We start from the raw sequence: 25,943 nt of genomic DNA on the forward strand, positions 1-25,943 counted from the left end.
CGCGATGACGGAGAAGCCGGGCTTGGCGAACACGGTGTTGTCGGTGTCCAGCTCGGGAATGGAGACGTACTTCTCCGACAGGATCGAGATCAGCGGCGCCGTCGATGGAGCGGACGGCCTTCAGGACGTGGCCGAGATGCTTCGGGTCGCCCATCTCGAAGGTGAAACGGCTGACGGCGACGCGGTCGCGGGTGGTGGTGACCGAGGCCGACAGGATGTTCACGTGCTGGTCGGACAGTACGCGGGTGACGTCCGACAGCAGGCGGGGACGGTCCAGCGCCTCGACCTGGATGGCGACCAGGAAGACCGAGTCCTCGGTCGGCGACCACTTGACGTCGATCAGCCGGTCCGGCTGGGAGCGCAGCTGGGCGACGTTGGCGCAGTCGGCGCGGTGCACCGACACGCCGTGCCCGCGGGTGACGAAGCCGACGATGTCGTCGCCGGGCACCGGGGTGCAGCAGCGCGACAGCCGTACCCACACGTCCGGGTCGCCGGCCACGACGACGCCGGGGTCGCCCGCCGGGCGGACCCGCTTGCGGCGGGTCGGCAGGGCGATCTCGGCCAGGTCCTCCTCGGCGCTCTCCACCCCGCCCAGGGCGTCCACCAGGCGCTGCACGACGTGCTGGGCCGAGACGTGGCCCTCGCCGACCGCGGCGTACAGGGACGACACGTCGGTGTAGTTCATGTCGCGGGCCAGCGCCAGCAGGGCCTCGCCGGACATCATGCGCTGCAGCGGCATGTTCTGCTTGCGCATGGCGCGGGCGATCGACTCCTTGCCGGACTCGATCGCGGTGTCGCGGCGCTCCTTGGAGAACCAGTGCTTGATCTTGTTGCGGGCGCGGGCGCTCTTGACGAACCCCAGCCAGTCGCGGCTGGGCCCGGCATCGGGTGACTTGGAGGTGAACACCTCGACGGTGTCGCCGTTGTCGAGCGCGGACTCCAGCGGCACCAGGCGGCCGTTGACGCGGGCGCCGATGCAGCGGTGCCCGACCTCGGTGTGGATGGCGTAGGCGAAGTCGACCGGGGTGGCGCCCTGCGGCAGCGCGATCACGTCGCCCTTGGGGGTGAAGACGAAGACCTCGGAGACCGACAGGTCGAAGCGCAGCGACTCCAGGAACTCGGCCGGGTCGGCGGTCTCCTTCTGCCAGTCCAGCAGCTGGCGCAGCCACTGCATGTCGCCCGCCTTGCGGCCGGCGACCGTCTCCTCCTTGTACTTCCAGTGCGCGGCGACGCCGTACTCGGCGCGGCGGTGCATGCCCCAGGTGCGGATCTGCAGCTCGACCGGCTTGCCCTCCGGGCCGATCACCGTGGTGTGCAGCGACTGGTACATGTTGAACTTCGGCATCGCGATGTAGTCCTTGAACCGGCCGGGGACCGGGTTCCATCGCGCGTGGATCGAGCCGAGGGCGGCGTAGCAGTCGCGGACGCTGTCGACCAGGACGCGGATGCCGACGAGGTCGTAGATGTCGTCGAAGCTGACGTCCCGGGCGATCATCTTCTGGTAGATCGAGTAGTAGTGCTTGGGGCGGCCGGTCACGGTCGCCTTGATCCGCGCCTCGCGCAGGTCGGCGGAGACGTTCTCGATCACTTCCTGCAGGTAGACGTCGCGGCGCGGGGCCCGTTCGGACACCAGCCGGGCGATCTCGTCGAACCGCTTGGGGTAGAGGGTGGCGAACGCCAGGTCCTCCAGCTCCCACTTGAGGGTGTTCATGCCGAGCCGGTGCGCCAGCGGGGCGAAGATCTCCAGCGTCTCCCGGGCCTTGCGCTCCTGCTTGTGCCGGGGCAGGTAGCGCAGCGTGCGCATGTTGTGCAGCCGGTCGGCCAGCTTGATGACCAGCACCCGGATGTCGCGCGACATCGCCACGACCATCTTGCGGACGGTCTCGGCCTCGGCCGCCTCGCCGTACTTGACCTTGTCGAGCTTGGTCACCCCGTCGACCAGCGCGGTGATCTCGTCGCCGAAGTCGGCGCGCAGCTCCTCGATGGTGTACGGGGTGTCCTCGACGGTGTCGTGCAGCAGCGCCGCGCACAGCGTCTCGGTGTTCATGCCGAGCTCGGCGAGGATGGTGGCGACGGCGAGGGGGTGGGTGATGTAGGGGTCGCCGCTCTTGCGCTTCTGCTCGCGGTGGTAGTGCGCGGCGACGTCGTAGGCGCGCTCGATCAGCCGCAGGTCCGCTTTGGGATGGGTGTTGCGGACGGTCTTGATCAGTGGTTCCAGTACCGGGTTCATAGCGGTGCCGCGCTGGGCCCCCAGCCGGGCGAGCCTGCGGCGTACCCGGGCGGCGGACGGCGGGGTCGTGGCCGGAGAGGGCCGGGACGGGACGGTGGGGGCGGAGGCGGCGGTGCGGGAGGGGGGCTGGGCGGTCTGGCCGCGGGAGGGCGGACGGGCGGCGGAGGCGGGCTCTTTCGCGGCGGAGCCGCCGGCCTGCGGGCGGTCGCGCGGGGGCTCGGCGGGACGGGCCGCGTCACCGCCGCCCTCGCCTTTCGGCCCTTCCTCGCGGACCTCGGCGCCCTCGCCCGAGGTCTTCGGGTCGGCCGCCGGATCGGCGGCGCGGGCCGGGGCGGCGCGCTCCGCGGGACGGCGGGCGGTGTCGTCCGCCCCGTCCACCGCGGCGCCGTTCACCGCGTCGGTCGATGCCACCTCACCTGGCACCCAGCCTCCCTAGTCCAGTGGACGCCGTCCCCGTCGGTACCGCCCCGCGCGGGCGGCGCCCGTCCCACCGGATCCTGATTCCCGCCAGTCTATCCGCCCATGTCCGGTTCCAGGACCGTGACCAGGGCCGTCAGACCGTGACCAGGGTGTGCACGTCCAGGTCACCGAGCCGGTCGCGGCCGCGCAGGAAGGACAGCTCCAGCAGCACCGACAGACCCACCACCTGGGCGCCCGTCCGGCCCACCAGCTCGGCGGCCGCTCGCGCGGTGCCTCCGGTGGCCAGGACGTCGTCGACGATCAGAACCCGTTCGCCGGGACCGAAGGCGTCGGCGTGCACCTCGATGGTCTCGGTCCCGTACTCGAGATCATAGGTCTCCTCGTACGTCCGCGCGGGCAGCTTTCCCTTTTTTCGCACCGGAACGAATCCGGCGCCGAAGTGGTAGGCCACGGGGGCGGCCAGGATGAAGCCGCGCGCCTCGATGCCGACGATCTTGTCGATGGTGCCGCGGCCGTGGTGGTTGACGATCGCGTCGACCACGCCGGCGAACGCCACGTGGTCGGCCAGCAAGGGGGTGATGTCCTTGAACAGCACGCCCGGCTTGGGGTAGTCGGGCACGTCGCGGATCCGGTCGTGGATCAGCTTCTCGAGGTCCACAGGCGGTGTTCTCCTGCTCATGCGGCGGCCGTGTGCGGGCCTCCCGGGGGAGGCCCGCACACGGCCGGTTTCCGGTTCAATCCGCGCCCGGCGGCGCCGGGCGACGATCTGACGACCGCTCAGGCGGTCATTTGCCGCCGCGGCGCTGCTGGCGGGTGCCCCGCTTGGGCTGCTGCCGGGGCCCCTGCTGGACGACCTTGCGCACCGTGACCGACACGGGCGCCTCCTCTGCGGCCTCCGCGCCGCCGCCGGAGCGGCCGCCGTTCGGCGCGGCCTCGCCGGGGCCCTCGGAGCCGCCCGGCGGCACGTCGTCCCCGTCGGCGGTCGTCACCGCGGCCCGGGTCCGGGCGGCCTTGGCCTGCCGCTTGGCGCTGGCGTCGCGGCGGGCGATGTTCTCGCGCAGCTGCCGGTAGCGGGGTTCGCGCTCCTTGAGCTGCACCAGCATCGGGGTGGCCACGCAGATCGACGAGTACGTCCCGACGATCATGCCGACGAACAGGGCCAGCGACAGGTCCTTCAGCGTCCCGGCGCCGAACAGCGTGGTGCCGATGAACAGGATCGCCGCCACCGGCAGGATCGCCACCAGCGAGGTGTTCAGGGAGCGGACCAGGGTGCTGCTGAGCGCCTGGTTCGCCGCCTCGCTGTAGGTGATCTTGGACGTGGGGCCGAGCGGTTTGGTGACCTCCTTGATCATGTCGAAGACCACGACCGCGTCGTACAGCGAGTAGCCCAGGATGGTCAGGAAGCCCAGCAGCGTCGCCGGGGTGACCTCGAACCCGGACCAGGCGTAGATGCCCGCCGTGATGATCAGGTCGTGCACCAGCGCCACCAGCGCGGCCAGCGCCATCCGCCATTCGAAGGCCAGGCTGAGGTAGGCGATGATCAGCACCATGAAGACCGCGAGCGCCTGCCAGGCCTTCGCCGAGACCTCACCGCCCCAGGACGCCCCCACCACCTGTGTGCTGACCTTCGCGGCGGGCACCCCGAGGTCGTCGGAGATGCTCTTCTTGACCTCGTTGACCTCGGTGGAGCTGAGGCTCTCGGTGGTGACCCGCCAGTCGCCGCCGGCCTTCTGCACGATGGCCTGGTGGGCGCCGCCGCCCTGGACCGCCCCGCGCACGTCCTCGATGGAGTGGTTGGAGGCGCCGAAGGTGAACACCGACCCGCCGCGGAACTCCACGCCGAAGTTCAGGCCCTGGACCACCAGCCCGGCGATGGAGAGCGCCAGCAGCAGGCCGGAGATCGAGTACCACAGCTTGGGCCGGCCGACGATGTCGGCGCTGATCTCGCCCCGGTAGACCCGGGATATGACTGCGCGCAGCCCCAGCATCACGCCTCCTGGCCGGTCGGACGGGTCGTGGTGGTCGTGGTCGTCGCGCGCAGCCGCCTGGGGTCGAGACCCGACAGCGGATGGCCGCGGCCGAAGAACCTCGTCCGCGACAGCAGCGCCACCAGCGGCTTGGTGAAGAAGAACACCACCACCACGTCGATCAGCGTGGTCAGCCCCATGGCGAACGCGAAGCCGCGGACCCCGCCGACGGCCAGGAAGTACAGCACCAGGGCCGCCAGGAACGTCACCGCGTCGGCGACCAGGATGGTGCGCCGGGCCCGGCGCCAGGCGGTCTCCACCGACGGTCTGAGCGTGCGTCCGGCGCGCAGCTCGTCACGCAGCCGCTCGAAGTAGACGATGAACGAGTCGGCGGTGATGCCGATGGAGACGATCAGGCCGATGATGTGCGGCAGCGACAGCCGGAACCCCATGTTCTCGCCCAGGATCACCACCGACACCCAGGTGATCCCGGAGGCCACCAGCAGGCTGCCGACCGCGACCAGGCCGAGGCCCCGGTAGTACAGCAGGCAGTACAGCACCACCAGCACCAGGCCGATCGCACCGGCGATCAGGCCGCCGCGCAGCTGGTCGGAGCCGAGTGTGGACGACACCTCGTCGATGGAGCTCTGGGTGAACTCCAGCGGCAGCGCGCCGTACTTGAGCACATTGGCCAGGTCGGTGGCGTAGCTCTGGGTGAAGCTCTCCGGCGGGCCGTAGATGCTGGCGGTGCCGCCGGTGATCGCGCCGTTGTCGATGCTCGGCGCGGAGATCACCTGGCCGTCCAGCACGATCGCCACCTGCCGCTGCGGGCTGCCCGCCGGGGCCTGGTAGGCCTCGCTGGTCACCTGTCCGAACTGGCGGCCGCCCTGCGCCTTGAACTTCAGCGCGACGGTCCAGCTGCTCTGGCCCTGCTGGGCGTCCGGCGGCATGGCGTTGGCGTCGGAGACCTGGGTGCCCTCCACCCGCACCGGGCCGAGGATGTACTTGGCCTGGCCGTCCTGGTCGCAGGCCGCCACCCACTTGCGGTTGGGGTCGTTGGCGCCGGGGGCGCGCTTGTCGGCGCCCGAGCAGTTCAGCTTCTCGAACTGCTGGATCACGGCCTTGTCGTCGATGGCGCTGTAGTCCTGCCCGCCGAGCAGGTCGGTCGGCAGCGGCGACGGGGCGCCCGTGGCCGACGGAGACGCCGACGGAGACGCCGACGGAGACGCCGACGGAGAGGCCGACGGAGAGGCCGACGGAGACGCGCTGCCGCCGCTGGACGAGGCCGACGGCGACGGCGCCGCCAGCGCCTTCGACACCGCCCTGCCGCGCGGCGTGGCCGTGCCCGACGGGCTCGCCGACGGCTTGGCGCTGCCGCTCGGGCTGGGTGCGGGGCTCGGCGAGGTCCCCGAGGTCGGCCTGCCCTCGGCGACGGCGAACACCTGCCGGAACTGCAGCTTGGCCGTGGTCCCGATGAGCTGGACGACGCGGTCCTGGCCCTCTCCGGGGACGTTGACGACGATGTTGCGGTTGCCCTGCTTGGCGACCTCGGCGTCGGACACGCCCAGCCCGTTGACCCGCTGCGTCATGATCTTGACGGCCTGGGTCATCTGGGTGTCGGGCGGCGTCGCGCCGCTTTCGGTCCTGGCGGTCAGCGTGACGGTGGTGCCGCCGGCCAGGTCCAGCCCGAGCTTGGGCGTGGGCTGGCCCTGGAGGAACATCACGCAGGTCAGGACCGCCATGACCGCGAACAGCCCGAAGAGCGTGCGCCCGGGCTTGGGAACGTTGCTACGAGGCGGAGCCACTGGTCGTTGTACTTCCCGTCTTGGTGGTACGCCGTACGGCGTCGGGCGGCGACGTCACGTCCTCCCGGCCGCCCGAGCGCCCGCGCGACGGACGGGCGGTTCCGGGATATGGACGGAACGTCGCGTCAGGACGACGGCTTGCCCGCGGCCCTGGCCTTGGGTGCGTCCTCGTCCTCCTCGGCCTCGGTGTCCGCGGTGCCCTTGACGTCCTCGGCGTTCTTCCCGGCCGTGCCGGCGGCGCCGTCCTCGGCGTCGTCGGCGTCCTTCTTGGACAGGTCGATCCGGTCGTCGGCGTCGCCGGTCTCGTCGGCGTCATCGGCGTCGTCGTCGAGCTCGTCGTCGTCGGCGGCGTCGCTCTCGGTGACGATCTGCATCACGGCCTGCTTGACGAACCGGGCCTCGACGTCCGGAGCGATCTCCAGGACCACGCCGTCGTCGTCCACCGCGACCACGGTGGCGTACATGCCGCTGGTCGTCATCACCCGCGCGCCCGGCCTCAGGGAGCTCTGCATCTGCATCTGCTCCTTGCGCCGCTTGCTCTGCGGCCGGATCAACAGGAAATAGAAGACCAGGGGGATGGCGAGCAGCAGCAGCAGGTTCAGGGGCCCGCTGCTGCTCTGCTCTGCTGCAAAATTCATGTCGCTGCCCTTCGCTCGGGCATCCTTCCGATGTGCTGTGCCAGCCGGTCGCCGGAATTCGGCCTCGTCACAGGATCGTCGGCTGGAGAGGTGACCAAGTCCCGGAGTCTAGAGAGTACGTCAGACCCCGGCAACGACGTGACGAGCGACGCAGCCCGGAAGTTCCCAACCCGTTATCAGTTGATCACCGAGTCCTGGTCATCGCCGTCGTCCAGGTCGAACAGCGTGCCCGCCATCGGCGCGGTGGGCGGGGGCGTCAGGCCCAGGTGCGCCCAGGCCGCGGGGGTGGCGATGCGGCCGCGCGGGGTGCGGGCCAGCATTCCCTGCCGTACCAGGAACGGTTCGGCCACCACCTCGACCGTCTCGGGCTCCTCCCCCACCGACACCGCCAGCGTCGACAGGCCCACCGGCCCCCCGCCGAACTTGCGCAGCAGCGAGGCCAGCACGGCCCGGTCGAGACGGTCCAGGCCGCGTTCGTCGACCTCGTACAGGGTCAGCGCGTCGCGGGCCAGTTCGCGGGTGATGACGCCGTCGGCGCGCACCTCGGCGTAGTCGCGGACGCGGCGCAGCAGCCGGTTGGCGATGCGGGGCGTGCCGCGCGAGCGCCCGGCCACCTCGGCGGCCCCGTCGTCGGTGATCTGGACGTCCAGCAGCCGGGCCGACCGTTTGACGATGATCTCCAGCTCGGCGGGCTCGTAGAAGTCCATGTGCGCGACGAACCCGAACCGGTCGCGCAGGGGGCCGGGCAGCATGCCCGCCCGGGTGGTGGCGCCCACCAGCGTGAACGGGGCGATGTCGAGGGGGATCGCGGTGGCGCCGGGGCCCTTGCCGACGACCACGTCGACCCGGAAGTCCTCCATCGCCATGTAGAGCATCTCCTCGGCGGGACGCGCCATGCGGTGGATCTCGTCGAGGAACAGCACCTCGCCCTCGGACAGGGTGGACAGCACCGCGGCCAGGTCGCCGGCGCGTTCGATGGCCGGGCCGGAGGAGATCCGCAGCGGCTTGCCCAGCTCCGCCGCGATGATCATGGCGAGGGTGGTCTTGCCGAGGCCCGGACCGCCCGACAGCAGCACGTGGTCGGGGGTGCGGCCCCGTCTGAGCGCGCTGTGCAGCACCAGCGACAGCTGCTCGCGGACGCGGTGCTGCCCGATGAAGTCGTCCAGCCGCTTGGGCCGCAGCGCCGCCTCGATGACCTGCTCGTCGGGCCCCTCGGCGTCGGCCGAGACGAGCCGTTCCTCCGCGCTCATCGCGCGCCCCTCCCCGCCGTGTCGATCACTTGCTCAGCTTCTTGAGGGCGGCCCTGAGCAGCGCGGAGACCGGCGGCGGGTCGCCGCCGTCGAGGTCGGCGGCGACGGCCGAGACCGCGGCCTCGGCGTCCCTGGTGGACCAGCCGAGGTTGACCAGCCCGGTCTGGACCTGCTCGCGCCACGGTTCGGCGCGGGCCGGGACGGGCGCGTCGGCGCCGTCGCCGGTCGGGGCGCCGAGGCGGTCGCGCAGCTCCAGGACGATCCGCTGGGCGCCCTTCTTGCCGATGCCGGGGACCTTGGTCAGCGCGGTCACGTCCTCGGCGGCGACGGCGCGGCGCAGGGCGTCCGGCGAGTGCACGGCCAGCATCGCCAGCGCCAGGCGGGGCCCGACGCCGCTGGCGGTCTGCAGCAGCTCGAACACGGCCCGCTCGTCCTCGTCGGCGAACCCGAACAGCGTCAGGGAGTCCTCGCGGACCACCAGCGAGGTCGGCACCCGCGCCTGCTCGCCGACCCGCAGCCCGGCCAGGGTGGCGGGCGTGCACTGCACCGCCAGGCCCACGCCGTGCACGTCGATCACGGCCCCGTCGGGTCCGGCGGCCGCGACCCGGCCGCTGACGAACGCGATCACTGCGCGAATCCTCCTCTGCTCCTGCCGCGGACGGCGGCCGCGCCGGGACGGGCGTCCCGGCGGGCGGCGGCCAGCCGGGCCTGCGCGCCGCCGCGCCACACATGGCAGATCGCCAGCGCCAGCGCGTCGGCGGCGTCGGCGGGCCTGGGCGCGGCGTCCAGCCGCAGCAGCCGCGTCACCATCTTCGTCACCTGGGCCTTGTCGGCGCGGCCGCTGCCGGTGACGGCCGCCTTGGCCTCGCTGGGGGTGTGCATGGCGACCGGCAGGCCGCGCCGGGCGGCCGCCAGCATGGCCACGCCCGCCGCCTGCGCGGTGCCCATGACGGTGCGCACGTTGTGCTGGGAGAAGACGCGTTCGACGGCCACGGCGTCGGGCCGCACCTCGTCCAGCAGCGCCTCGATGCCCGCCTCGATGCCCAGCAGCCGGACCGGGACGTCGTCGTCGGGGCTGGTGCGGATGACGTCCACCGTCACCAGCGTCAGCGGTGTGCCCGGCGCGCCGTCCACGACGCCGACTCCGCATCTGGTGAGCCCGGGGTCGACTCCCAGCACCCGCACGGCCGCTCCTTCGATCATCTGTTCGGCGTTGGCCACCGTACCGAACGCCCCGGACATCGTCGCGCACCGGCGGCGCCGTGTCCCTCGCGCCCGGCTAGAAGTAGTCCAGCGTGAACGGCGTGGCGGCGAAGACGGCGGACAGGGCGTCGGCGTCGGCGTCGCCGCACTCCACGAGACCGGCCCGCCGCAGGGCGGCCGGCGGCACCCCGGCGTAGAGGGCCGACAGGCCCCTGATCCCGGTGCGGACGGCGGAGGGGTCGCCGGCCGCGGGCTCCAGCACGCCCTCGCCGTCCTTGACCGTCAGCCGCCACGTCCCGGAGTTGGCGGGCAGCACGGGGTCGTCGACGCGCAGCGCGACCTCGGCGGTGACGGCGGCCGGGTACCCGCGGGCCGCGATCGCGGCCGGGGCGTCGACGACGCGCAGCATCCAGCGTTCCCGCCGCACCCGCTCGGTGGACCGCTCCCGGACCAGCCACAGCACGGGGTCGTCCGGCCCGACGCAGGCGTGGACGGTGCCGGCCGTGGAGGACCCGGACCCGACGACGCCCCACAGCGCCCGCAGGGTCCGCTCGGAGCCCGCCACGACCTTGTCGACGCTCAGGGCGGCGTCGCCGTCGGCCCAGCCGTAGGCGAGGAATCCGTCCTCGGCGAGGTAGGCGTAGAGCCTGGTGTCGGCCAGGCGGATGCGCCACCAGTCGGCGCCCCGGTCGAGCGGGCCGTCGTCGCGGGCGTCCCGGTGGACGCGGCGCAGCGTGGCGGCGACCTCCTCGGCGTCCTCGGGCCCCGCGCGCCGGATCGGCACCGGCTCCGCCGCCAGGGTGCGCAGCGCCTCGGTCGGCAGCGTGACGATGTGCTGCGCCCCCGCGTGCTCCCAGCCCAGCGACCGGTACAGCGGCGTGGTGGCCGGATACAGCACCGAGACGGGGTGGCCGAGTTCGGCGCACAGCCGCAGGATGTCGGTCATGATGCGGCGGCCCGCGCCCCGGCCGCGGTCCTCGGGGGCCACGGTGACCCCGGCGACGCCGCCCATGGACACCGGCCGGCCGTGCCACCACTGGGCGAGGTCGTGCACCTTGGCGGTGGCGACGAGACGGCCGCCGTCGAAGCCGCCGAGGTGCCGTCCGGCGGCGATGCCGGCCTCGGCATGCCGCCGCCGGATGTCCGCCCCGTGGGCGGGCGGCTCGCCGAACGCGCGGGTGGCCGCGTCCATGAGGGCGTCGAAGTCGTCGGGACCCAGCGGTCGGATTTCCATGATCCCGACCGTAGGCCATCGCGGCCAGTGCCCGGCGGCGGCTCCGCGGACACGACAGCGGCCCCTCCGTGAACGGAAGGGCCGCTGTTCTCGTTATGGACGGGCCTCACGAGCCCGCTCGCAAGCCGCGCGTGGCGCGGCCAGGGGTAGGGCTCAGGCCTCGACCTTGGCCATGACGTCGTCGGAGACGTCGAAGTTGGCGAAGACCTCCTGCACGTCGTCGGAGTCCTCCAGGGCCTCCATCAGGCGGAAGACCTTCCTGGCGTTCTCCTCGTCCAGCGGGACGGTGACGCTGGGCAGCCAGTTGGTGTCGGCCGACTCGTAGTCGATGCCGGCGTCCTGCAGCGCGCTGCGCACCGCGATCAGGTCGCCCGCCTCGCAGACCACCTCGAAGTTCTCGCCGAGGTCGTTGACCTCCTCGGCGCCGGCGTCCAGCACCGCCAGCATCAGGTCGTCCTCGGTGGTGCCCGCCTTGGGGACGATGATGACGCCCTTACGGTTGAACAGGTACGACACCGAGCCCGGGTCGGCCATCGAACCGCCGTTGCGGGTGACCGCGGTGCGCACCTCGGAGGCGGCGCGGTTGCGGTTGTCGGTCAGGCACTCGATCAGCAGGGCGACGCCGCCGGGGGCGTACCCCTCGTACATGATCGTCTGCCAGTCGGCGCCGCCGGCCTCCTCACCGGCGCCGCGGCGCCGGGCCCGCTCGATGTTGTCGTTGGGGACCGAGTTCTTCTTGGCCTTGTAGATGGCGTCGTACAGCGTGGGGTTGGCGTCGGGGTCCCCGCCGCCGGTGCGCGCCGCGACCTCGATGTTCTTGATCAGCTTGGCGAAGAGCTTGCCCCGCTTGGCGTCGAGGGCGGCCTTCTTGTGCTTGGTCGTCGCCCATTTGGAATGGCCGGACATCCGTCAATCCTCCTGCTCAGTGCTCATTCCGACCCCCGCATGGGGGACCCACCCCCGGCCGCCGCCCGGCGCACCAGGTCGGCGAAGTAGCGATGCACGCGAAAGTCGCCCGTCAGCTCAGGGTGGAAGGCGGTCGCCATCAGGCGGCCCTGACGGACGGCGACGATCCTACCGGCGTTCGGGCCGCTCTCGGCGCGGCCGAGGACCTCCACGCCGTCGCCGACCGACTCCACCCAGGGAGCGCGGATGAACACCGCGTGGTAGGGCGTGTCGCCCATCCCCGTCAGCCGCACGGGGCTCTCGAACGAGTCGACCTGGCGGCCGAAGGCGTTGCGCCGCACGGTCATGTCGATGCCGCCGATCGTCTCCTGCCCGGCCACGCCGCCGCGGATGCGGTCCGCGAGCATGATCATGCCGGCGCAGGAGCCGTAGGCGGGCATGCCCGCCTCGATCCGCTTGCGCAGCGGCTCCAGCAGCTCGAAGGTGCGGGCCAGGCGCCACATGGTGGTGGACTCCCCGCCGGGGATGACCAGGGCGTCGCAGAGTTCCAGCTCCTCGGGGCGGCGGACGGCGAGCGTCCGCGCGCCCGCGGCCTCCAGGGCGCGGGCGTGCTCGCGCACGTCGCCCTGCAGGGCGAGCACGCCGATCGTCGGCTCAGACGGCACGGTCGGCACAGCAGTCACCGGTGAACCTTCCGGGAGGTACGCATGGACACACGGGGGCGTCAGGGGAAAACCCTAGCCGTTCCTTACAACGCCCCCGGCGTCATCGCTCTTCCGGGGGCGCGGGGTCAGCACAGTTTGAAGCGGCGCAGGGGCAGTTCGAGGGGCAGGAAGCCGTCGGTGCCTCGGTCGGCGATGCCGCGTCCGAACATGTGGGAGCGGGCCAGCGCCAGGCCGAACTCCTCGGGGTCGAACGGCAGCGGGACGTCCTCGGCGCCCTGGTCGATGGCCGTCCAGAACGGGCGTTCGACGGGCAGCCGCTCGCCCTGGTCGACCACGACGCCGTCCTCCTTGGTGACGAACACGTCGCGGCGCAGCGCTCCCCCCTCGTACCAGCGGAACCAGCACCCGGAGATGACGCTGTGCAGGACGAGCACGCCGCAGCGCGCCCCGGGCAGGGCCGCGGCGACCGAGTCGGCGACGCGGCGGGCGTCGTCGTCGAGGCAGAACAGGCGCCGGTCGCACAGCAGCAGCGCCCGTTCGTCGTAGGCGCCGACGAACAGCTCGTCCTCGTAGGGCCACAGGGCGAAGTCGAGCACCGTGTCGCCGGTCTCGACCAGGGTCGCGGCCGGGTAGAGCCCGCGGGCCAGCCGCGCCGCCGCTCCCGGATCGGGCCGCAGCCCCGGGCCGAAAACCTCGGCGGGCTCCCCCGCGCTCGCGCAGGCGAGCGCGACCGACCAAGCCATCGTCGTCCCCTCCCACGGCCGGAGCCGCCCAGGAGCCCTGGAGCCCCCGACCGGCCGCGCGGCCAGCGTAAACCTTCCGGTGGCACCGTGTGGAGGGGGGAGCGGACCCCCTGTCACTCCCCCGCGGGGGTCACCAGCCGCGGCCGGCGTACTTCTGGTCCTCGCCGAGCGAGGCGACGTTGATGCCGACCATGGCCTCGCCGAGGCCGCGGGAGGCCTTGGCGACCACGTCGGGGTCGTCGAAGAAGGTGGTGGCCTTGACGATCGCCTCGGCGCGCTTGGCCGGGTCGCCGGACTTGAAGATGCCCGAGCCGACGAACACGCCCTCGGCGCCGAGCTGCATCATCATGGCGGCGTCGGCGGGGGTGGCGATGCCGCCCGCGGTGAACAGCACGACCGGCAGCTTGCCCGCCTGCGCGACCTCCTTGACGAGCTCGTAGGGGGCCTGCAGCTCCTTGGCGGCCACGAACAGCTCGTCCTCGGGCAGCGACTGCAGGCGCCTGATCTCGGCGCGGATGCGGCGCATGTGGGTGGTGGCGTTGGAGACGTCGCCGGTGCCGGCCTCGCCCTTGGAGCGGATCATCGCGGCGCCCTCGGTGATGCGGCGCAGCGCCTCGCCGAGGTTGGTGGCGCCGCACACGAACGGGACGGTGAAGGCCCACTTGTCGATGTGGTGCTCGTAGTCGGCCGGGGTGAGCACCTCGGACTCGTCGATGTAGTCGACGCCGAGGGCCTGCAGCACCTGGGCCTCGACGAAGTGGCCGATCCGCGCCTTGGCCATGACGGGGATGGACACCGCCTCGATGATGCCCTCGATCATGTCGGGGTCGCTCATCCGGGCGACGCCGCCCTGGGCGCGGATGTCGGCGGGAACGCGCTCCAGGGCCATGACCGCCACCGCGCCCGCGTCCTCGGCGATCTTCGCCTGCTCGGGGGTGACGACGTCCATGATCACGCCGCCCTTGAGCATCTCCGCCATGCCGCGCTTGACACGGGCGGTCCCGGTCTCGGGGGCGGCGTTCTCGGTGGCGGGGACGTCGGTAGTGGACACGGGCAATCCTCACATGAAGGGACGACAAGTCACTCCCCATGATATTGCCTGCTCGGACGGGCCCCGGACCCGCCAGAGCGTCAACCTCCGCGCCGCCGGCCTTACGCCGTGTCGGTTGCCAGGGCGCCGCGCGGGCGCTAGGGGATGTACGGCCGGCCGTCGTTGACCAGGACGACCCACACCTGGCCTGTGGCGAACGTCATGGGCTTTCCGTCGGCGGTGGTGAACGTGGTGCCCTGCGAGTCGGAGGGACGCGACCAGCGCGCGTCGTAGGCCATGCCGTCGCGCAGCACCGTCGCGCGTCCCGTCCCCGTGGTCTGGATCAGCGGGGTGTAGCTGCCGAGGAAGTCATGGAACTGTGACCGGGTGGTCTTCGCGTATTGGACGACGACGGTGTGGCCGCCCAGCACCGTGCCCTCGGCGCCCACGTTGGCACGACCGCCGAACGACGACAGCCAGCGCTTGTTCTTGGCCGACCAGGTGAACGCCATGGTCGCCGACGGCCATCGCGCGGTGAAGGTCCTGGTGGGCCTGCCGCCCTCGGGGGCGGGGCCGAACCGGAAGCCGATGTCGCGCGGCGGCTCGGCGCGGGGCGCCAGCTTCAGCAGGTTCCTGGGGTCGGCGTACAGGTTGTAGGGGATCGGCCTGGGCCCGGCCCGGAAGTAGGCGGATCCGCCGTTCTCCTGCGACACGTCGTACACCGGCGCCTGCCGGATGTACGGCTTCATCTTGCTCTGCACGCCGGAGAAGGCGAACGCGGGCCGGCCGAACTGCGGCAGGATGTGCAGGTCGGAGATGCGGGCGCTGCGCACCGGGCCGACGCGGCGCGGCAGCCGGGACGAGTACACCGCCATCAGCCGGGTCTCGCCGCCCTCCACCTGCTCGACGTAGACGATGTCGGCCGCGGTGACGCCGTACTGCGGCATCGCCGGACGGGTGTTCTCGATCTTGACGGCCAGCACGGGGTTGCGCAGCCCGCGCGTGCCGCCGGTGAACGGGTGGGTCGCCGGGGCCGGCGAGCCGGTCGGGGCGGTGCCGCCGGGCGCGGCGGGCGGCGCGGCGTTCTCGGCGCCGCCCCCGGAGCAGCCCGCCAGGACGCCGCCCAGGACGACGGCGCCGGCCAGCCCCGCGGCGGCCCGGCCGCCTCCCGTTCCCCGCACAACCCCTGCGAATCGCACGATGTCACCCTCCTCCTGCGACCCGCCCGAGGGTAGCGAACCGGCACATATGCCAGGCCCCGCCCGGACGGGAGCAGCCGCACAGGGGTACGGACGGCGCGGCTCCGCGGCTCGACCCGGCGCCGTACGCCGCTCCGTCCCCGGACGGCCCCGTCACAGGCGGGGCGGGTCGTCGTCGATCTCGAAGAAGTCCGGCAGGGGGGCCTTGCCCGCCAGCGGCAGCACGCGGATCAGCAGCTTGCGGCGGGCGATGCGGGTGGCGGAGACGGCGTCGTTGTAGAAGCGGCGGGCGTAGACGACCTTGGCGGCGGCGCTCGCCAGCTCGTCCAGCACGGCCTTGCCGTCGTCGCGGGCCGCCACGGTGGCGGCGAACTCGGGCTGGTCGGCCACGGCCCGCAGCGCGCGCGACAGGTCGCTCTCGGCGAACTCGCGGGACTCGGCGTCGGCGGTGCGGGCCTCGTGCGCGGCCGTGGCCAGCAGCAGGCTCGTCGCGGGGTCCAGCAGCCGCGAGGCCGCCAGCTCCAGGGCGACCGCCGCGCGGCGCACCAGCGCGGCGTCCAGCGCGGCCCGCGCGGTCTCCACGCGCACGTGCAGCCGGTCCAGGCGGGTGGCCCGCCACGACACGTACACGCCGACCAGGAAGACGGCGGCGATCCAGAACAGGACGTCAATGATCCAGTCGTAGGTCACGGCCGCGCCTTACGCCCCGACCCGCCCGCCGCCGGGCGACTCCACGACCCCGGCGCCGTCCAGGGCGACCGTCTCGTACACGCGCAGCACGTCGCGCGCCACGGCCGACCAGTCGTAGCGCCGCACCGCCGCGCGCGCCTCGGCCGACAGCTGCTTGCGCCGCGGCGCGTCGTCCAGCAGTTCCCCGGCGACCCGGGCGAGGGCCTCGTGGTCGCCCACCGGGAACAGCGCCCCGGCGCGCCCGCCCAGCAGCACCCGGTCGAACGCCTCCAGGTCGCTGGCCACGATCGGCGCGCCCGCCGACATCGCCTCGGCCAGCACGATGCCGAAGCTCTCGCCGCCGGTGTTGGGCGCCACGAACACGTCCACCGAGTGGTAGGCGCGGATCTTGTCCTCCTCGCTGACCATGCCGAGCGTCACCACCCGGTCGCGCAGCTCGCGCGGGACCCGGCCGAGGGCCTCGCCGGTGTCGCCGGGGCCGGCCAGCAGCAGCCGCAGGCCGGGCCGCTCGCGGCCCAGGATCTCGAACGCGCGCAGCAGGACGGGCAGGCCCTTGCGCGGCTCGTCCATGCGCCCCAGGAAGCCCAGGGCCTGCACGCCGTCGGAGCGGCCGGGCTGCCAGCCCGGCAGCGGCTCGGCCATCGCGTACCGTTCGGTGGCCACCCCGTTGGGGATCAGCACCGCGTCGCCGCCCAGGTGCTCGACGAGGGTCTTGCGGGCCGCCTCCGACACCGCGATCCGCCCGGTGATCTTCTCCAGGGCGCTCTGCAGGATCGGCGCGGTCACCGCCACCACCCGCGAGCGCTCGTAGGAGGCGTGGAAGGTGCCGACGATCGGGCCGTCGGCCGCCCAGCACGCCAGGATGCCCAGCGACGGCGCGGCGGGCTCGTGGACGTGCAGCACGTCGAACCCGCCCTCGTTGATCCACCGCCGGACCCGGCTCGCCGACAGGAACCCGAACGCGACGCGCCCCACCGACCCGTTGTACGGGACGGGCACGGCGCGCCCCGTCGACACCGCGTACGGCGGCAGGGTCGCGTCGTCGTCGGCGGGCGTGATGACCGACACGTGGTGGCCGAAGCCGATGAGCGCCTCGGCCAGGTCGCGGATGTGCTGCTGCACGCCGCCCGGGACGTTCCAGGTGTACGGGCACACGATGCCGATCCTCACCGGGCGTCCTCCCCGGCGGGACGGCCGTCGGCGGCCAGGTCCTCCACCCAGACCTTCTGCAGCATGTGCCAGTCCTCGGGATGGGCGGCGATGCCCGCCTCGAACTCCCGCGCCAGCCGCTGCGTCATGGCCCGGATCCGGTCGCGCCTGTCCCCCTCCTCGGGCACCGGGATCTCCTCGTGCACGCGGGCCGCCCAGTAGTCGCCCTCGTACCAGAGGGTCACCGGGAACAGCGGGGCGCCCGTCTGGATGGCCAGCGCGGCGGTCACCGCGGGCATGCGCGCGGTCGCGCCGAAGAACTCCACCTCGACCCCCGTCTCGGTGAGGTCGCGGTCGACGACCAGGCAGACCGCGCCGCCCGCGCGCAGCCGCTGGGCCAGCCGGCCGTACGCCGACGCGCCCCGGTGCGCGAGCACCTCCATCCCCAGGCTCTCACGGAATGCCACGAAACGGTTAAAAAGGGACTCGGGTCTGAGGCGTTCGGCGACGGTGGTGAACGCTTTGCCGTGGTGCGCCAGCCAGGCGCCGGCCTCCTCGTAGTTGCCCATGTGCGGCAGGGCCAGGATCGCCCCGCGTCCCGACTCCAGCGCCGCGAACATCTTCTCCGCGCCCTGGACCCGCGTGCGGCCGATGATGCGGTCGCGGTCGTACTCGGGCAGCCGGAAGACCTCCAGCCAGTACCGGAAGTAGGAGCGCATCACCTTCTTGCTGAGCGCCCGCACCTCGGCGTCCACGGCGTCCTTGCCCAGGACGCGGCACAGGTTCTTCTCCAGCTGCCGTACGCCCTCGCCGCGCTGCCGCCAGGTGCGGTCGGCCAGGGCCCTGAACACCACGCGGCCCGCCGATTCGGGCGTCTTGCGGACGACCGTCCACCCCAGGGCGTACGCGACGTCCATGGCCTCGTCGCGCAGGCCCGTCCTCATGGGCGAGGCTCCGAGGCCGAATCGAGCTTGCGCACGTGCCACTTGCGCCGTCCGCCGCCGCCCTTGGCCCGCTTGGCGCCGTCCCTGCGGGCGGCCTTGCGGACGTCCCTGGCGGCGTTCTCGGAGGCGTTCTCGGACGGCCGCTCCCGGGGGCGCTCGGCCTTCGGCGACGGCGCCGGCGCGGCCGGCCGGGTCTCGGTGTCGGCGAGGGCCTGCGCGCGGACGGTCGCGAACCGCTGCCCCACGGTGACGGTGCTGAGCACGGCCAGCACCCACAGCGCCACGGTCAGGACGTAGGGCACGCCGAGCCCGTCCAGCCCGGTGGCCACCAGGATCACGATCAGGCGTTCGGCCCGTTCGGCGATGCCCACGTTGCAGGTGTAGCCCAGGCCCTCGGCGCGCGCCTTGGCGTACGACACCACCACGCCCGCGACCAGGCAGTACAGGGCGACCCCGGCCAGTTGCTCCTGGCCGTCCCGGTACAGGCCGATCATCACCCCGGAGAAGATCGCCGCGTCGGCCACCCGGTCCATGGTGGAGTCCAGGAACGCGCCCCACTTGGAGATCTTCCCGGTCACCCGGGCGACCGCGCCGTCCAGCATGTCGAACAGCACGAACGCGGTGATGACCAGCACGCCCCAGAAGAACTCCCCGCGCGGGAAGAAGCCGAGGGCCCCGGCCAGCACGCCCGCGGTCCCGATGATCGTGATGGCGTTGGGCGAGACCCCGGTGCGCGCGACGGTCCGGCCGACGGGGGTCAGGACGCGTCCCAGCGCGGGCCGCACTTTGTTGAGCATCGCCGTCCGATCTTCTCGTTTCCGTCTGAACCTAAGGGCCCACGGGCCGCGCAGGGGGCCATCGTAGTGCGATCGATCGCCCCCGGGGTGCGTACGGGCCACGGAGCGCCCACGGCGCGCACACGGGCATGCACGGTGCGCACAGGCCCGGAATGCCCACCGACCCCCGCAACCTAGGCACCCGCACACAAGTCTGGCGCAATCCCCCCACGTATGGCCGTAGGCCCCCGTATGCCGTGACAAGGAACATGCGCCTTCCCAACAGAGGGCGTCGCGGCGGGAACGGCGGGGTGGCCAAGAGATGGCACGGTTTGGCGCCCACCCCTTGTGATCCGGCCCCTCACGGGAAATGGTGGTGCTACGGGTGTGACGCCGGTCACGCGCGTCAGGGAGGTGGCCCAGCGCCGCACTCGGACGTCAGGGCCGGGCCCTCGCGGTCCGGCTCCGTTCCAGACGGCCCCGCACGGGGCGGTCCGAGGAGGTAGAGCTATGGCGGACAAGGGAGGCCACCCAGGAGGCCCCGGCAGGGCACCGGAGGCCGGCCGGCCCGACAAGGTGCGCAACGTCGCGCTGGTCGGCCACTCGGGGGCGGGCAAGACCACGCTCGTCGAGGCGCTGCTCGCCGCGACCGGCACCATCCAGCGGCGCGGGCGCGTCGAGGACGGCTCCACGGTCAGCGACTTCGACGACGTCGAGATGCGCCAGCAGCGCTCGGTCAACCTCGCCCTGGCCCCGCTCGTCCACGCGGGCATCAAGGTCAACCTCATCGACACCCCCGGATACGCCGACTTCGTGGGCGACCTGCGCGCCGGGCTGCGCGCCGCCGACGCCGCGCTGTTCGTGATCTCCGCGGTGGACGGCATCGACGGCCTGACCCGCCAGCTCTGGGAGGAGTGCGCGGCGGTCGGCATGCCCCGGGCGGTCGTCATCACCAAGATCGACCAGCAGCGCGGCGACTTCGACGACGTGGTCATGACCTGCCAGGACGTCTTCGGCGAGGGCGTGGCGCCGGTCTACTTCCCGGTCGGCGCGGGCGACGGGCTGCGCGGCCTGATCGGGCTGCTGACGCGGCGCTGCTTCGACTACTCCACCGGCGAGCGGGTGGAGTGCGAGCCCGACCCCGAGTTCCTCGACCAGATCGCCGAGCAGCGCGCCGCGCTGATCGAGGGGGTCATCCAGGAGAGCGAGGACGAGACCCTCATGGACCGGTACCTGGCCGGCGAGGAGATCGACGTCAAGGCGCTCATCCAGGACCTGGAGACCGCGGTCGCGCGCGGCAGCTTCTACCCCGTGCTGGCCACCGCGGTCCCGCACGGCGCCGACCCCGGGCCGGTCGTCGGCATGCTGGAGCTGCTGGAGGTCATCACCCAGGCGTTCCCGTCCCCGCTGGAGCACGGCATCCCCACCGTGACGGCCATCGACGGCGACTCCCCGAAGCAGGTGCGCTGCGACCCCGACGGCCCCCTGGTGGCCGAGATCATCAAGACCGCCTCCGACCCGTACGTGGGACGCATCTCCCTGGTGCGGGTGTTCTCCGGGACGCTGCGTCCCGACACGGTGGTGCACCTGTCCGGGCACGGGCTGGAGGACCGCGGGCACGAGGACCACGACGTGGACGAACGCGTCGGCGCGCTGTCGTCCCCGCTCGGCAAGCACCAGCGTCCCGTGTCGGCGTGCGTGGCGGGCGACATCTGCGCGGTCGCCAAGCTGGGCCGCGCCGAGACCGGCGACACCCTGTCCGACCCCGGCGCCCCCATGGTGATGGCGCCCTGGACGATGCCCGACCCGCTGCTGCCGGTGGCGATCCAGGCGCGCTCCAAGGCCGACGAGGACAAGCTCAGCCAGGCGCTGGGACGCCTGGTCGCCGAGGACCCCACGCTGCGCCTGGAGAACAACTCCGAGACCCGCCAGCTGGTGCTGTGGTGCATGGGCGAGGCGCACGCCGACGTGCTGATCGACCGGCTCAGCGCCCGCTACGGCGTGGAGGTCGAGCGGATCGACCTGCGCATCCCGCTGCGCGAGACGTTCGGCGGCCCCGCCAAGGGCCTCGGCCGGCACGTCAAGCAGAGCGGCGGGCACGGCCAGTACGGCATCTGCCACATCGAGGTCGAGCCGCTGCCGTCCGGCGCGGGCTTCGAGTTCGTCGACAAGATCGTCGGCGGGGTGATCCCCCGCCAGTTCATCCCGTCGGTGGAGAAGGGCCTGCGGCAGCAGATGGCCCGCGGCGTGTCCGCCGGATACCCGCTGGTCGACATCCGGGTGACGCTGCACGACGGCAAGGCCCACTCGGTCGACTCCTCCGACATGGCCTTCCAGGCCGCGGGGGCGCTGGCGCTCAAGGACGCCGCCGCCAAGGTGCCGGTCCTGCTGCTGGAGCCGGTCGACGAGGTGGGGGTGCTGGTCGCCGACGAGTACGTCGGGCCGGTCATGTCCGACCTGACCTCCCGCCGCGGCCGGGTGCTCGGCTCGGAGTCGGTGCCGGGCGGCCGCACGATGATCCGGGCCGAGGTGCCGCAGCTGGAGATCGTCCGGTACGCGATCGACCTGCGGTCGATGTCGCAGGGCACCGGCACCTTCAGCCGCACCTTCCTGCGGTACGAGCCGCTGCCGTCGCACCTGGCCGACAAGGTCGCCGCCGCCTCCGGCTGAACCGCGCCCCCCTTCCGGCGACGCCCGTCCCGCCGCCGGGACGGGCGACGCCCCGGGCCGCCGGGCGTGATCACGCTAGGCTGCTGCCCGTGGATCCGGGGGTCTTCCGACTCAGCGCGCCACGCCGCCTGTGGCGCACCCTCGTCGCCGCCACGGTGATCGGCGCGCTGCTGTACACCAGTTCGTGCGGGACCGACGACGACTTCCCGCTGGGGCCGATGACGCAGTTCGCGTTCTCGGTGAAGGACGACGGCGGTGAGATCCACTCGCACTGGCTGGAGGCCGACACCGCCGCGGGGACGCATGTGAGGCTGCCGATGGACGCCGTGGGGGCCGGCATGAAACGCGCCGAGATCGAAGGCCAGATGACCAGGATCGTGCGCGACCCCTCCCTGCTGCAGGGCATCGCCGACGCCCAGCGGCGGCTGCACCCCGAGCGCCCCGCGCTGACCCGGATCTACCTGGTGCACCAGATCAGGACACTGCGCGACGGCGAAGTCGTGTCCACCAGCGTCCGCAACCGCGCCGTGTGGACCGTGCGGTGAACGCGGCCACGCCCTGGGGCCGCTGGTGGTACGCCCCGATCCCGCGCGCCCGCGTCGCCTGGCTGCGCCTGCTGGCGTACGGGTTCCTGCCGATCGACATGCTGCTGTTCACCAACAGCGCGCTCGCGCACGCCCGGCTGCCCGCCAACCTGTACCAGCCCGTGCGGCTGGCGCGCTGGCTGCACCTGCCCGCCCCCACCCCCGCCGCGATGTACACGCTGCTCGCGGTCACGCTCGCGGCCGGCCTGGTCGCCGCGACGGGACGGTTCGCGCCGCGCGCGTCCGGCTTCGTCGCGGCGGGCGGATACCTGTGGTGGGTCACGATCAGCATGTCGTACGGCAAGGTCGACCACGACCACCTGGCGCTGGTCGTGGCCCTGTTCGTGCTGCCCACCGTGGGGCGGGCCCGCCTCGCCGACCCCGCGCCCTGCGAGGCGTCCGGCTGGTCGGTGCGGTGCGTGCAGGTGGCGGTGGTGGCCGCCTACTTCCTGTCGGCGTGGGCGAAGATCCGCATCGGCGGGTTCCCGGACTGGCCGAACGGCTCCACCGTCCAGTGGGCCCTCAGCCGCCGCGGCACCCCGTTGGGCCGCGCCCTCATCGAGTACCCGGTGCCGCTGAAGGCGGGCCAGTGGGGCATGTTCGCCGCGGAGCTCGCCTCACCGCTGCTGCTGTTCGCGCGCGGCCGTCCGCTGTACGCGGGCGTGGTGTTCTTCGCGGGGTTCCACCTGATCACCTACGCGCTGCTGTCCATCCACTTCCTGCCGCACACGATCTGGCTGCTGGCGTTCCTGCCCCTGGAGCGGCTGCCGTCGCTGCGCGAGCGGGTGCGCCGCCGGTCCGGGGCCTCCGCCCCGTCCGTCGGCAAGGAGCCGCTCCCCTCCTGAACGCGGGTTCGGCCTCAGCACGGGCCCGTCCTGAGCACGGGCCCGTCCTGAGCACGGGCCCGTCCTGAGCGCGGGCCCGTCGTGAGCGCGGGCCCGTGCTCGGAGCAGGACGGGCGTCCTGGGAGCGTCAGCCCTGCTGTCGCGCTCCAGGGCGCTGGGCGGCGGGCAGCACGCACGCGGCGGTGCCGCCCGGCATGCGGTGACGATTGTTGGCCACGAGCCGGTACACGCCGTGGGCGATCCACCGCACCGGCGGCACCCGCAGCACCGCGCCCAGCGGCCACCACACACCGCCCGCGTCCATCAGCAGCCGCGCGATCGCCTGCGCCCCGCCGGTCACCCGGCCCGCGCGGTCCACCCACAGCACCTCGTACTCGGCCCGCTGCGCGGTGGTGCCGAGCGCGCCCAGGTCCGCGAACTGGAACGCGACGATCCGCGCGGACGTCGGCACGCGGCGTTCGACGAAACGCACCGACGTGGTGCAGAAGCCGCAGTCCCCGTCGTAGACCAGCACCGGCCGTTCGCGTCGTGTCATGCCCCCATCATGGTCGATCTTGGGGCTCACGCGTGCGGCCAGGCGTCGGCGAGGATCTGCCGGGTCTCGCGCAGCAACTGCGGCAGCACCCTGGTGTGCCCGACGACCGGCATGAAGTTGGTGTCGCCGCCCCAGCGCGGCACCACGTGCTGGTGCAGGTGCGCGGCGATGCCCGCCCCGGCGACCTGGCCGAGGTTCATGCCGACGTTGAAGCCCTGGGCGCCGCTGGCCTTGCGCAACGCGGTCAGGGAACTGCGGGTCAGCTCGGCCAGCTCGGTGTACTCGGCCGCGTCGAGCTCGGTGTAGTCGGCGACGTGCCGGTAGGGAACGACCATCAGGTGACCGGAGTTGTACGGGTAGAGGTTGAGCACCGCGTACACCGACGTGCCGCGGGCCACGATCAGGCCCTCCTCGTCGGACATCTTGGGGATCTCGCAGAACGGGCAGCCGTCCTCCGCCCCCGCACCCGAGGGCTTGTTCTCGCCCTTGATGTAGGCCATCCGGTGCGGGGTCCACAGCCGCTGGAAGTTGTCCGGAACGCCCGCGCCGCCGCGTTCCTCCTCGACGACGGGCTCGTCCCCGGCCCGCTTCCCCGACTCGGGCGCGTCCTCGCGCGCCTCCTCCACCACGGGCTCCTCCGGCTCTACGCTCAAGGCGGCGCTCTCCTTATTGTCCACGGCCTGACCAGCAGCATAGAGAGAGAAGCCGGACGGCCTGAAGTCGGGATGCCGGCCCGCCCGTCCCGCCGCGTCCCGCACGGACACATGGTCGACGCCCACTTTGCGTGACGAAACAGGCGTCACTACGCCACCATGGACTTCCTGTCAGAAAGGGGGGACCGATCGATGACCGACCTCGACAAGGGCCGCCCCGGGGACGGCGGGGACGCCCCGCACCCCGAGGTCCGGTCCGCGCCCTTCTTCCCCGGCCTCGGCGGACGCGCCGGCGGCGCCCCCTCCACGGCCGGAGTGCCGCTGAGCTCCCCGCCGTCGGTTCCGCCTCCGGCCTCCGGCTCGCCCCCGGCGGCCCCCGCCGCACCGGCGGCCCCGCCGGCTCCGGGGCCCGCCGGGCCGCCCGCGCCGGAACGCGAACCCGCCGACCGGCCCGCGGGCGAGGACGTCCCGCCCGGCCCCGGCACGACCGCGACGGTGAAGGGCCGCGTGACGATCGAGGACGAGGTCATCGAGAAGATCGCGAGGCTGGCCGCGCTGGAGGTCGGCGGGGTGGCCGCGCTGGCGGGCGGCCCGTGGCCGGCCGGTCAGCCGGGCACCCCCGGCGTGCGGATCCACCTGCAGGACAACGCGGTCACCCTGGACCTGGCCGTCGTGGTCGAGTACGGCAGCGTGATCATGGACGTGGCCAAGGCGGTCAAGTCGAACGTGGCCCGCGTCATCGGGCTCATGCTCGGCATGCGGGTGCTGGCCGTCAACGTGTCGGTCGAGGACGTGCGCGTGCCCGAGTGAGCCGCCGCGCTCCCCGTGCGGGGGTCACGCGGCGGGACGGGCGTAGCACGTCTGCGTGGACACGCCGACCGAGATCGTGGTGACCTTCACGCGCTCCACCTCGGCCGCCGGTACCCCGGTGAACCGGAACGTGTGCGGGACGCCGTCCCGGACCGTGGCCTGCTCCTCGGCGGTGTGCCCGCTGCGCAGCGACACCTGCGCCCGCGCGAACCCGCTGGCCGACGCGTTCACCGTCACCTCCAGGCCGCCGTCGCCGGCGCGGTACACCGCGCTGCCCGCCGGGCACCAGGTCACGGTGGTCCCGCTCTGCTGCTCGGGGCGCGGCCCGGACTGCTGCTGCGGAGAGGACCGCCCTCCCCCGTCCTGCCGGGGCACGGTGCCCGTCGGCGTCACCGTCGGCTGGACCGTCGGGACGGTGCCGACCGGCGGCACCTGACCCCCGGACGGGGTCGCCTCCGGGGTCGTCCGGTCGGCCGCCTCGCTGGACGCGGCCCTGCGCCCGTCGTCGAACAGCGGCATGAGCAGCACCACGACGGCCGCCACCACCAGCACCACGGACCCGCCGTACCCGAGCACCCGGCCCACGACCGGACGACGCGCCGTCCCCGGCCGTCGCGTGGTTCTCATCGCGCCCGTCTCCCGATCGCCTCAACTGCCCGCTGAGGCTACCAACTCCCGCGCGGGGCGGGCGGCGACTCGGGAGCCGTCGCGCGGACGGCCGGTCAGTCCTCCTCGCGGAGGGCCTGGTCCATGCAGGCGAAGATCTCGGCGGCGGTGGGGTCACCGGCGTCGCAGGCGCGGCAGTAGGTGACCGGGATAGCCGCCACGCCCGCGGTGTCGGGGTCCAGGGGGACGGCGGCGGTGATCTGGTCGTGTCCGCCGCAGCCGGGGCAGGCGGCGGGGGTGTCGGCCCGCGCGATGAGCCGGGCGACTTCCTCGATGTAGCGATCGTCCATGACGGGGGCGACCCTTCGGATGGGCTTGCTTACGCAGAGTG

26 protein-coding genes are annotated in these 25,943 nt (G+C 73.0%); 4 read left to right on the forward strand and 22 right to left on the reverse strand.

From position 1 onward, the window contains the following. The 18 genes from ABZ801_RS38545 to pgsA all read right to left on the reverse strand — a co-directional run. On the reverse strand, positions 1–2,230 hold a 2,230-nt coding region (locus ABZ801_RS38545; protein ID WP_360708352.1), incomplete at its 3' end, for a bifunctional (p)ppGpp synthetase/guanosine-3',5'-bis(diphosphate) 3'-pyrophosphohydrolase. Between the two features lie 553 nt (positions 2,231–2,783). Continuing rightward, the gene (locus ABZ801_RS38550) at positions 2,784–3,329 is read right to left on the reverse strand and encodes an adenine phosphoribosyltransferase (protein ID WP_344957867.1); all 546 of its coding nucleotides are present in this window, start codon (positions 3,327–3,329) and stop codon (positions 2,784–2,786) included. Between the two features lie 106 nt (positions 3,330–3,435). Continuing rightward, positions 3,436–4,638 carry a protein translocase subunit SecF gene (gene secF / locus ABZ801_RS38555; RefSeq protein WP_360708104.1) on the reverse strand — a complete coding sequence of 401 codons (1,203 nt, stop codon included), beginning with the start codon at positions 4,636–4,638 and terminating at the stop codon, positions 3,436–3,438. Further along, positions 4,638–6,422 (reverse strand): protein translocase subunit SecD, encoded by a 1,785-nt coding sequence (secD, locus tag ABZ801_RS38560; RefSeq protein WP_360708107.1) that lies wholly within the window; start codon positions 6,420–6,422, stop codon positions 4,638–4,640. The genes secF and secD overlap by 1 nt, the downstream gene beginning before the upstream one ends. A 125-nt stretch (positions 6,423–6,547) precedes the next feature. Beyond that, positions 6,548–7,060 (reverse strand): preprotein translocase subunit YajC, encoded by a 513-nt coding sequence (gene yajC, locus ABZ801_RS38565; protein ID WP_360708110.1) that lies wholly within the window; start codon positions 7,058–7,060, stop codon positions 6,548–6,550. Positions 7,061–7,236: 176 nt separating this feature from the next. Continuing rightward, the gene (gene ruvB, locus ABZ801_RS38570; RefSeq protein ID WP_344957859.1) at positions 7,237–8,310 is read right to left on the reverse strand and encodes a Holliday junction branch migration DNA helicase RuvB; all 1,074 of its coding nucleotides are present in this window, start codon (positions 8,308–8,310) and stop codon (positions 7,237–7,239) included. Between the two features lie 25 nt (positions 8,311–8,335). Then, positions 8,336–8,938, reverse strand: coding sequence for a Holliday junction branch migration protein RuvA (gene ruvA / locus ABZ801_RS38575; protein WP_360708113.1), 603 nt, complete (start codon positions 8,936–8,938; stop codon positions 8,336–8,338). After that, entirely contained in the window at positions 8,935–9,495 is a 561-nt protein-coding gene (gene ruvC / locus ABZ801_RS38580) for a crossover junction endodeoxyribonuclease RuvC (protein WP_360708355.1), read from the reverse strand. Before ruvC ends, ruvA begins: the two co-directional genes overlap by 4 nt. Before the next feature lie 94 nt (positions 9,496–9,589). Then, positions 9,590–10,747: a GNAT family N-acetyltransferase gene (locus ABZ801_RS38585; RefSeq protein ID WP_360708115.1), complete on the reverse strand. Its 1,158-nt coding sequence runs from the start codon at positions 10,745–10,747 to the stop codon at positions 9,590–9,592. Positions 10,748–10,900: 153 nt separating this feature from the next. Next, a complete protein-coding gene (locus tag ABZ801_RS38590) occupies positions 10,901–11,653 on the reverse strand; it encodes a YebC/PmpR family DNA-binding transcriptional regulator (protein ID WP_344957853.1) in 753 nt (250 codons plus the stop codon). Between the two features lie 23 nt (positions 11,654–11,676). Next, the gene (gene pdxT, locus ABZ801_RS38595; protein WP_360708358.1) at positions 11,677–12,318 is read right to left on the reverse strand and encodes a pyridoxal 5'-phosphate synthase glutaminase subunit PdxT; all 642 of its coding nucleotides are present in this window, start codon (positions 12,316–12,318) and stop codon (positions 11,677–11,679) included. Between the two features lie 125 nt (positions 12,319–12,443). Beyond that, on the reverse strand, positions 12,444–13,061 hold the full coding sequence (locus ABZ801_RS38600; RefSeq protein ID WP_344957851.1) for a hypothetical protein: 618 nt from the start codon (positions 13,059–13,061) through the stop codon (positions 12,444–12,446). Positions 13,062–13,191: 130 nt separating this feature from the next. Continuing rightward, complete coding sequence (gene pdxS, locus ABZ801_RS38605; RefSeq protein WP_344957849.1) at positions 13,192–14,112, reverse strand: pyridoxal 5'-phosphate synthase lyase subunit PdxS; 921 nt, start codon at positions 14,110–14,112, stop codon at positions 13,192–13,194. Between the two features lie 137 nt (positions 14,113–14,249). Then, complete coding sequence (locus tag ABZ801_RS38610; RefSeq protein WP_360708119.1) at positions 14,250–15,290, reverse strand: DUF3048 domain-containing protein; 1,041 nt, start codon at positions 15,288–15,290, stop codon at positions 14,250–14,252. Between the two features lie 153 nt (positions 15,291–15,443). After that, the gene (locus tag ABZ801_RS38615) at positions 15,444–15,980 is read right to left on the reverse strand and encodes a hypothetical protein (protein WP_360708122.1); all 537 of its coding nucleotides are present in this window, start codon (positions 15,978–15,980) and stop codon (positions 15,444–15,446) included. Between the two features lie 9 nt (positions 15,981–15,989). Continuing rightward, on the reverse strand, positions 15,990–17,150 hold the full coding sequence (locus tag ABZ801_RS38620; protein ID WP_360708125.1) for a glycosyltransferase family 4 protein: 1,161 nt from the start codon (positions 17,148–17,150) through the stop codon (positions 15,990–15,992). Then, a complete protein-coding gene (locus tag ABZ801_RS38625) occupies positions 17,147–18,073 on the reverse strand; it encodes a phosphatidylinositol mannoside acyltransferase (protein ID WP_360708128.1) in 927 nt (308 codons plus the stop codon). Before ABZ801_RS38625 ends, ABZ801_RS38620 begins: the two co-directional genes overlap by 4 nt. Beyond that, positions 18,070–18,870 carry a phosphatidylinositol phosphate synthase gene (gene pgsA / locus ABZ801_RS38630; protein ID WP_360708131.1) on the reverse strand — a complete coding sequence of 267 codons (801 nt, stop codon included), beginning with the start codon at positions 18,868–18,870 and terminating at the stop codon, positions 18,070–18,072. The genes ABZ801_RS38625 and pgsA overlap by 4 nt, the downstream gene beginning before the upstream one ends. A gap of 489 nt (positions 18,871–19,359) precedes the next feature. Here pgsA and ABZ801_RS38635 point away from each other — a divergent pair, with 489 nt between their 5' ends. The 3 genes from ABZ801_RS38635 (at position 19,360) to ABZ801_RS38645 (ending at position 22,948) form a co-directional block, all read left to right on the forward strand. Continuing rightward, positions 19,360–21,519: an elongation factor G-like protein EF-G2 gene (locus tag ABZ801_RS38635; RefSeq protein ID WP_360708134.1), complete on the forward strand. Its 2,160-nt coding sequence runs from the start codon at positions 19,360–19,362 to the stop codon at positions 21,517–21,519. Positions 21,520–21,608: 89 nt separating this feature from the next. Then, on the forward strand, positions 21,609–22,064 hold the full coding sequence (locus tag ABZ801_RS38640; RefSeq protein ID WP_360708137.1) for a hypothetical protein: 456 nt from the start codon (positions 21,609–21,611) through the stop codon (positions 22,062–22,064). Further along, positions 22,061–22,948, forward strand: a complete 888-nt coding sequence (locus ABZ801_RS38645; protein ID WP_360708140.1) for a hypothetical protein — start codon at positions 22,061–22,063, stop codon at positions 22,946–22,948. The genes ABZ801_RS38640 and ABZ801_RS38645 overlap by 4 nt, the downstream gene beginning before the upstream one ends. Positions 22,949–23,075: 127 nt before the next feature. On the opposite strand, the gene ABZ801_RS38650 is transcribed toward ABZ801_RS38645, so the two are convergent. Then, positions 23,076–23,483 carry a DUF393 domain-containing protein gene (locus ABZ801_RS38650; protein WP_360708143.1) on the reverse strand — a complete coding sequence of 136 codons (408 nt, stop codon included), beginning with the start codon at positions 23,481–23,483 and terminating at the stop codon, positions 23,076–23,078. A 26-nt stretch (positions 23,484–23,509) separates the two neighbouring features. Continuing rightward, on the reverse strand, positions 23,510–24,136 hold the full coding sequence (locus ABZ801_RS38655; protein ID WP_344957829.1) for an HIT domain-containing protein: 627 nt from the start codon (positions 24,134–24,136) through the stop codon (positions 23,510–23,512). 192 nt (positions 24,137–24,328) lie between these two features. Here ABZ801_RS38655 and ABZ801_RS38660 point away from each other — a divergent pair, with 192 nt between their 5' ends. Then, positions 24,329–24,946: an Asp23/Gls24 family envelope stress response protein gene (locus tag ABZ801_RS38660; RefSeq protein WP_360708146.1), complete on the forward strand. Its 618-nt coding sequence runs from the start codon at positions 24,329–24,331 to the stop codon at positions 24,944–24,946. Positions 24,947–24,970: 24 nt separating this feature from the next. On the opposite strand, the gene ABZ801_RS38665 is transcribed toward ABZ801_RS38660, so the two are convergent. Further along, positions 24,971–25,573: a hypothetical protein gene (locus ABZ801_RS38665; protein WP_360708149.1), complete on the reverse strand. Its 603-nt coding sequence runs from the start codon at positions 25,571–25,573 to the stop codon at positions 24,971–24,973. 95 nt (positions 25,574–25,668) lie between these two features. Beyond that, the gene (locus ABZ801_RS38670; protein ID WP_344957824.1) at positions 25,669–25,902 is read right to left on the reverse strand and encodes a hypothetical protein; all 234 of its coding nucleotides are present in this window, start codon (positions 25,900–25,902) and stop codon (positions 25,669–25,671) included. Positions 25,903–25,943 lie beyond the last annotated feature (41 nt).

Origin of the sequence: Actinomadura sp. NPDC047616, from assembly GCF_040642915.1 — a bacterium.
Classification (GTDB): domain Bacteria; phylum Actinomycetota; class Actinomycetes; order Streptosporangiales; family Streptosporangiaceae; genus Spirillospora; species Spirillospora miaoliensis.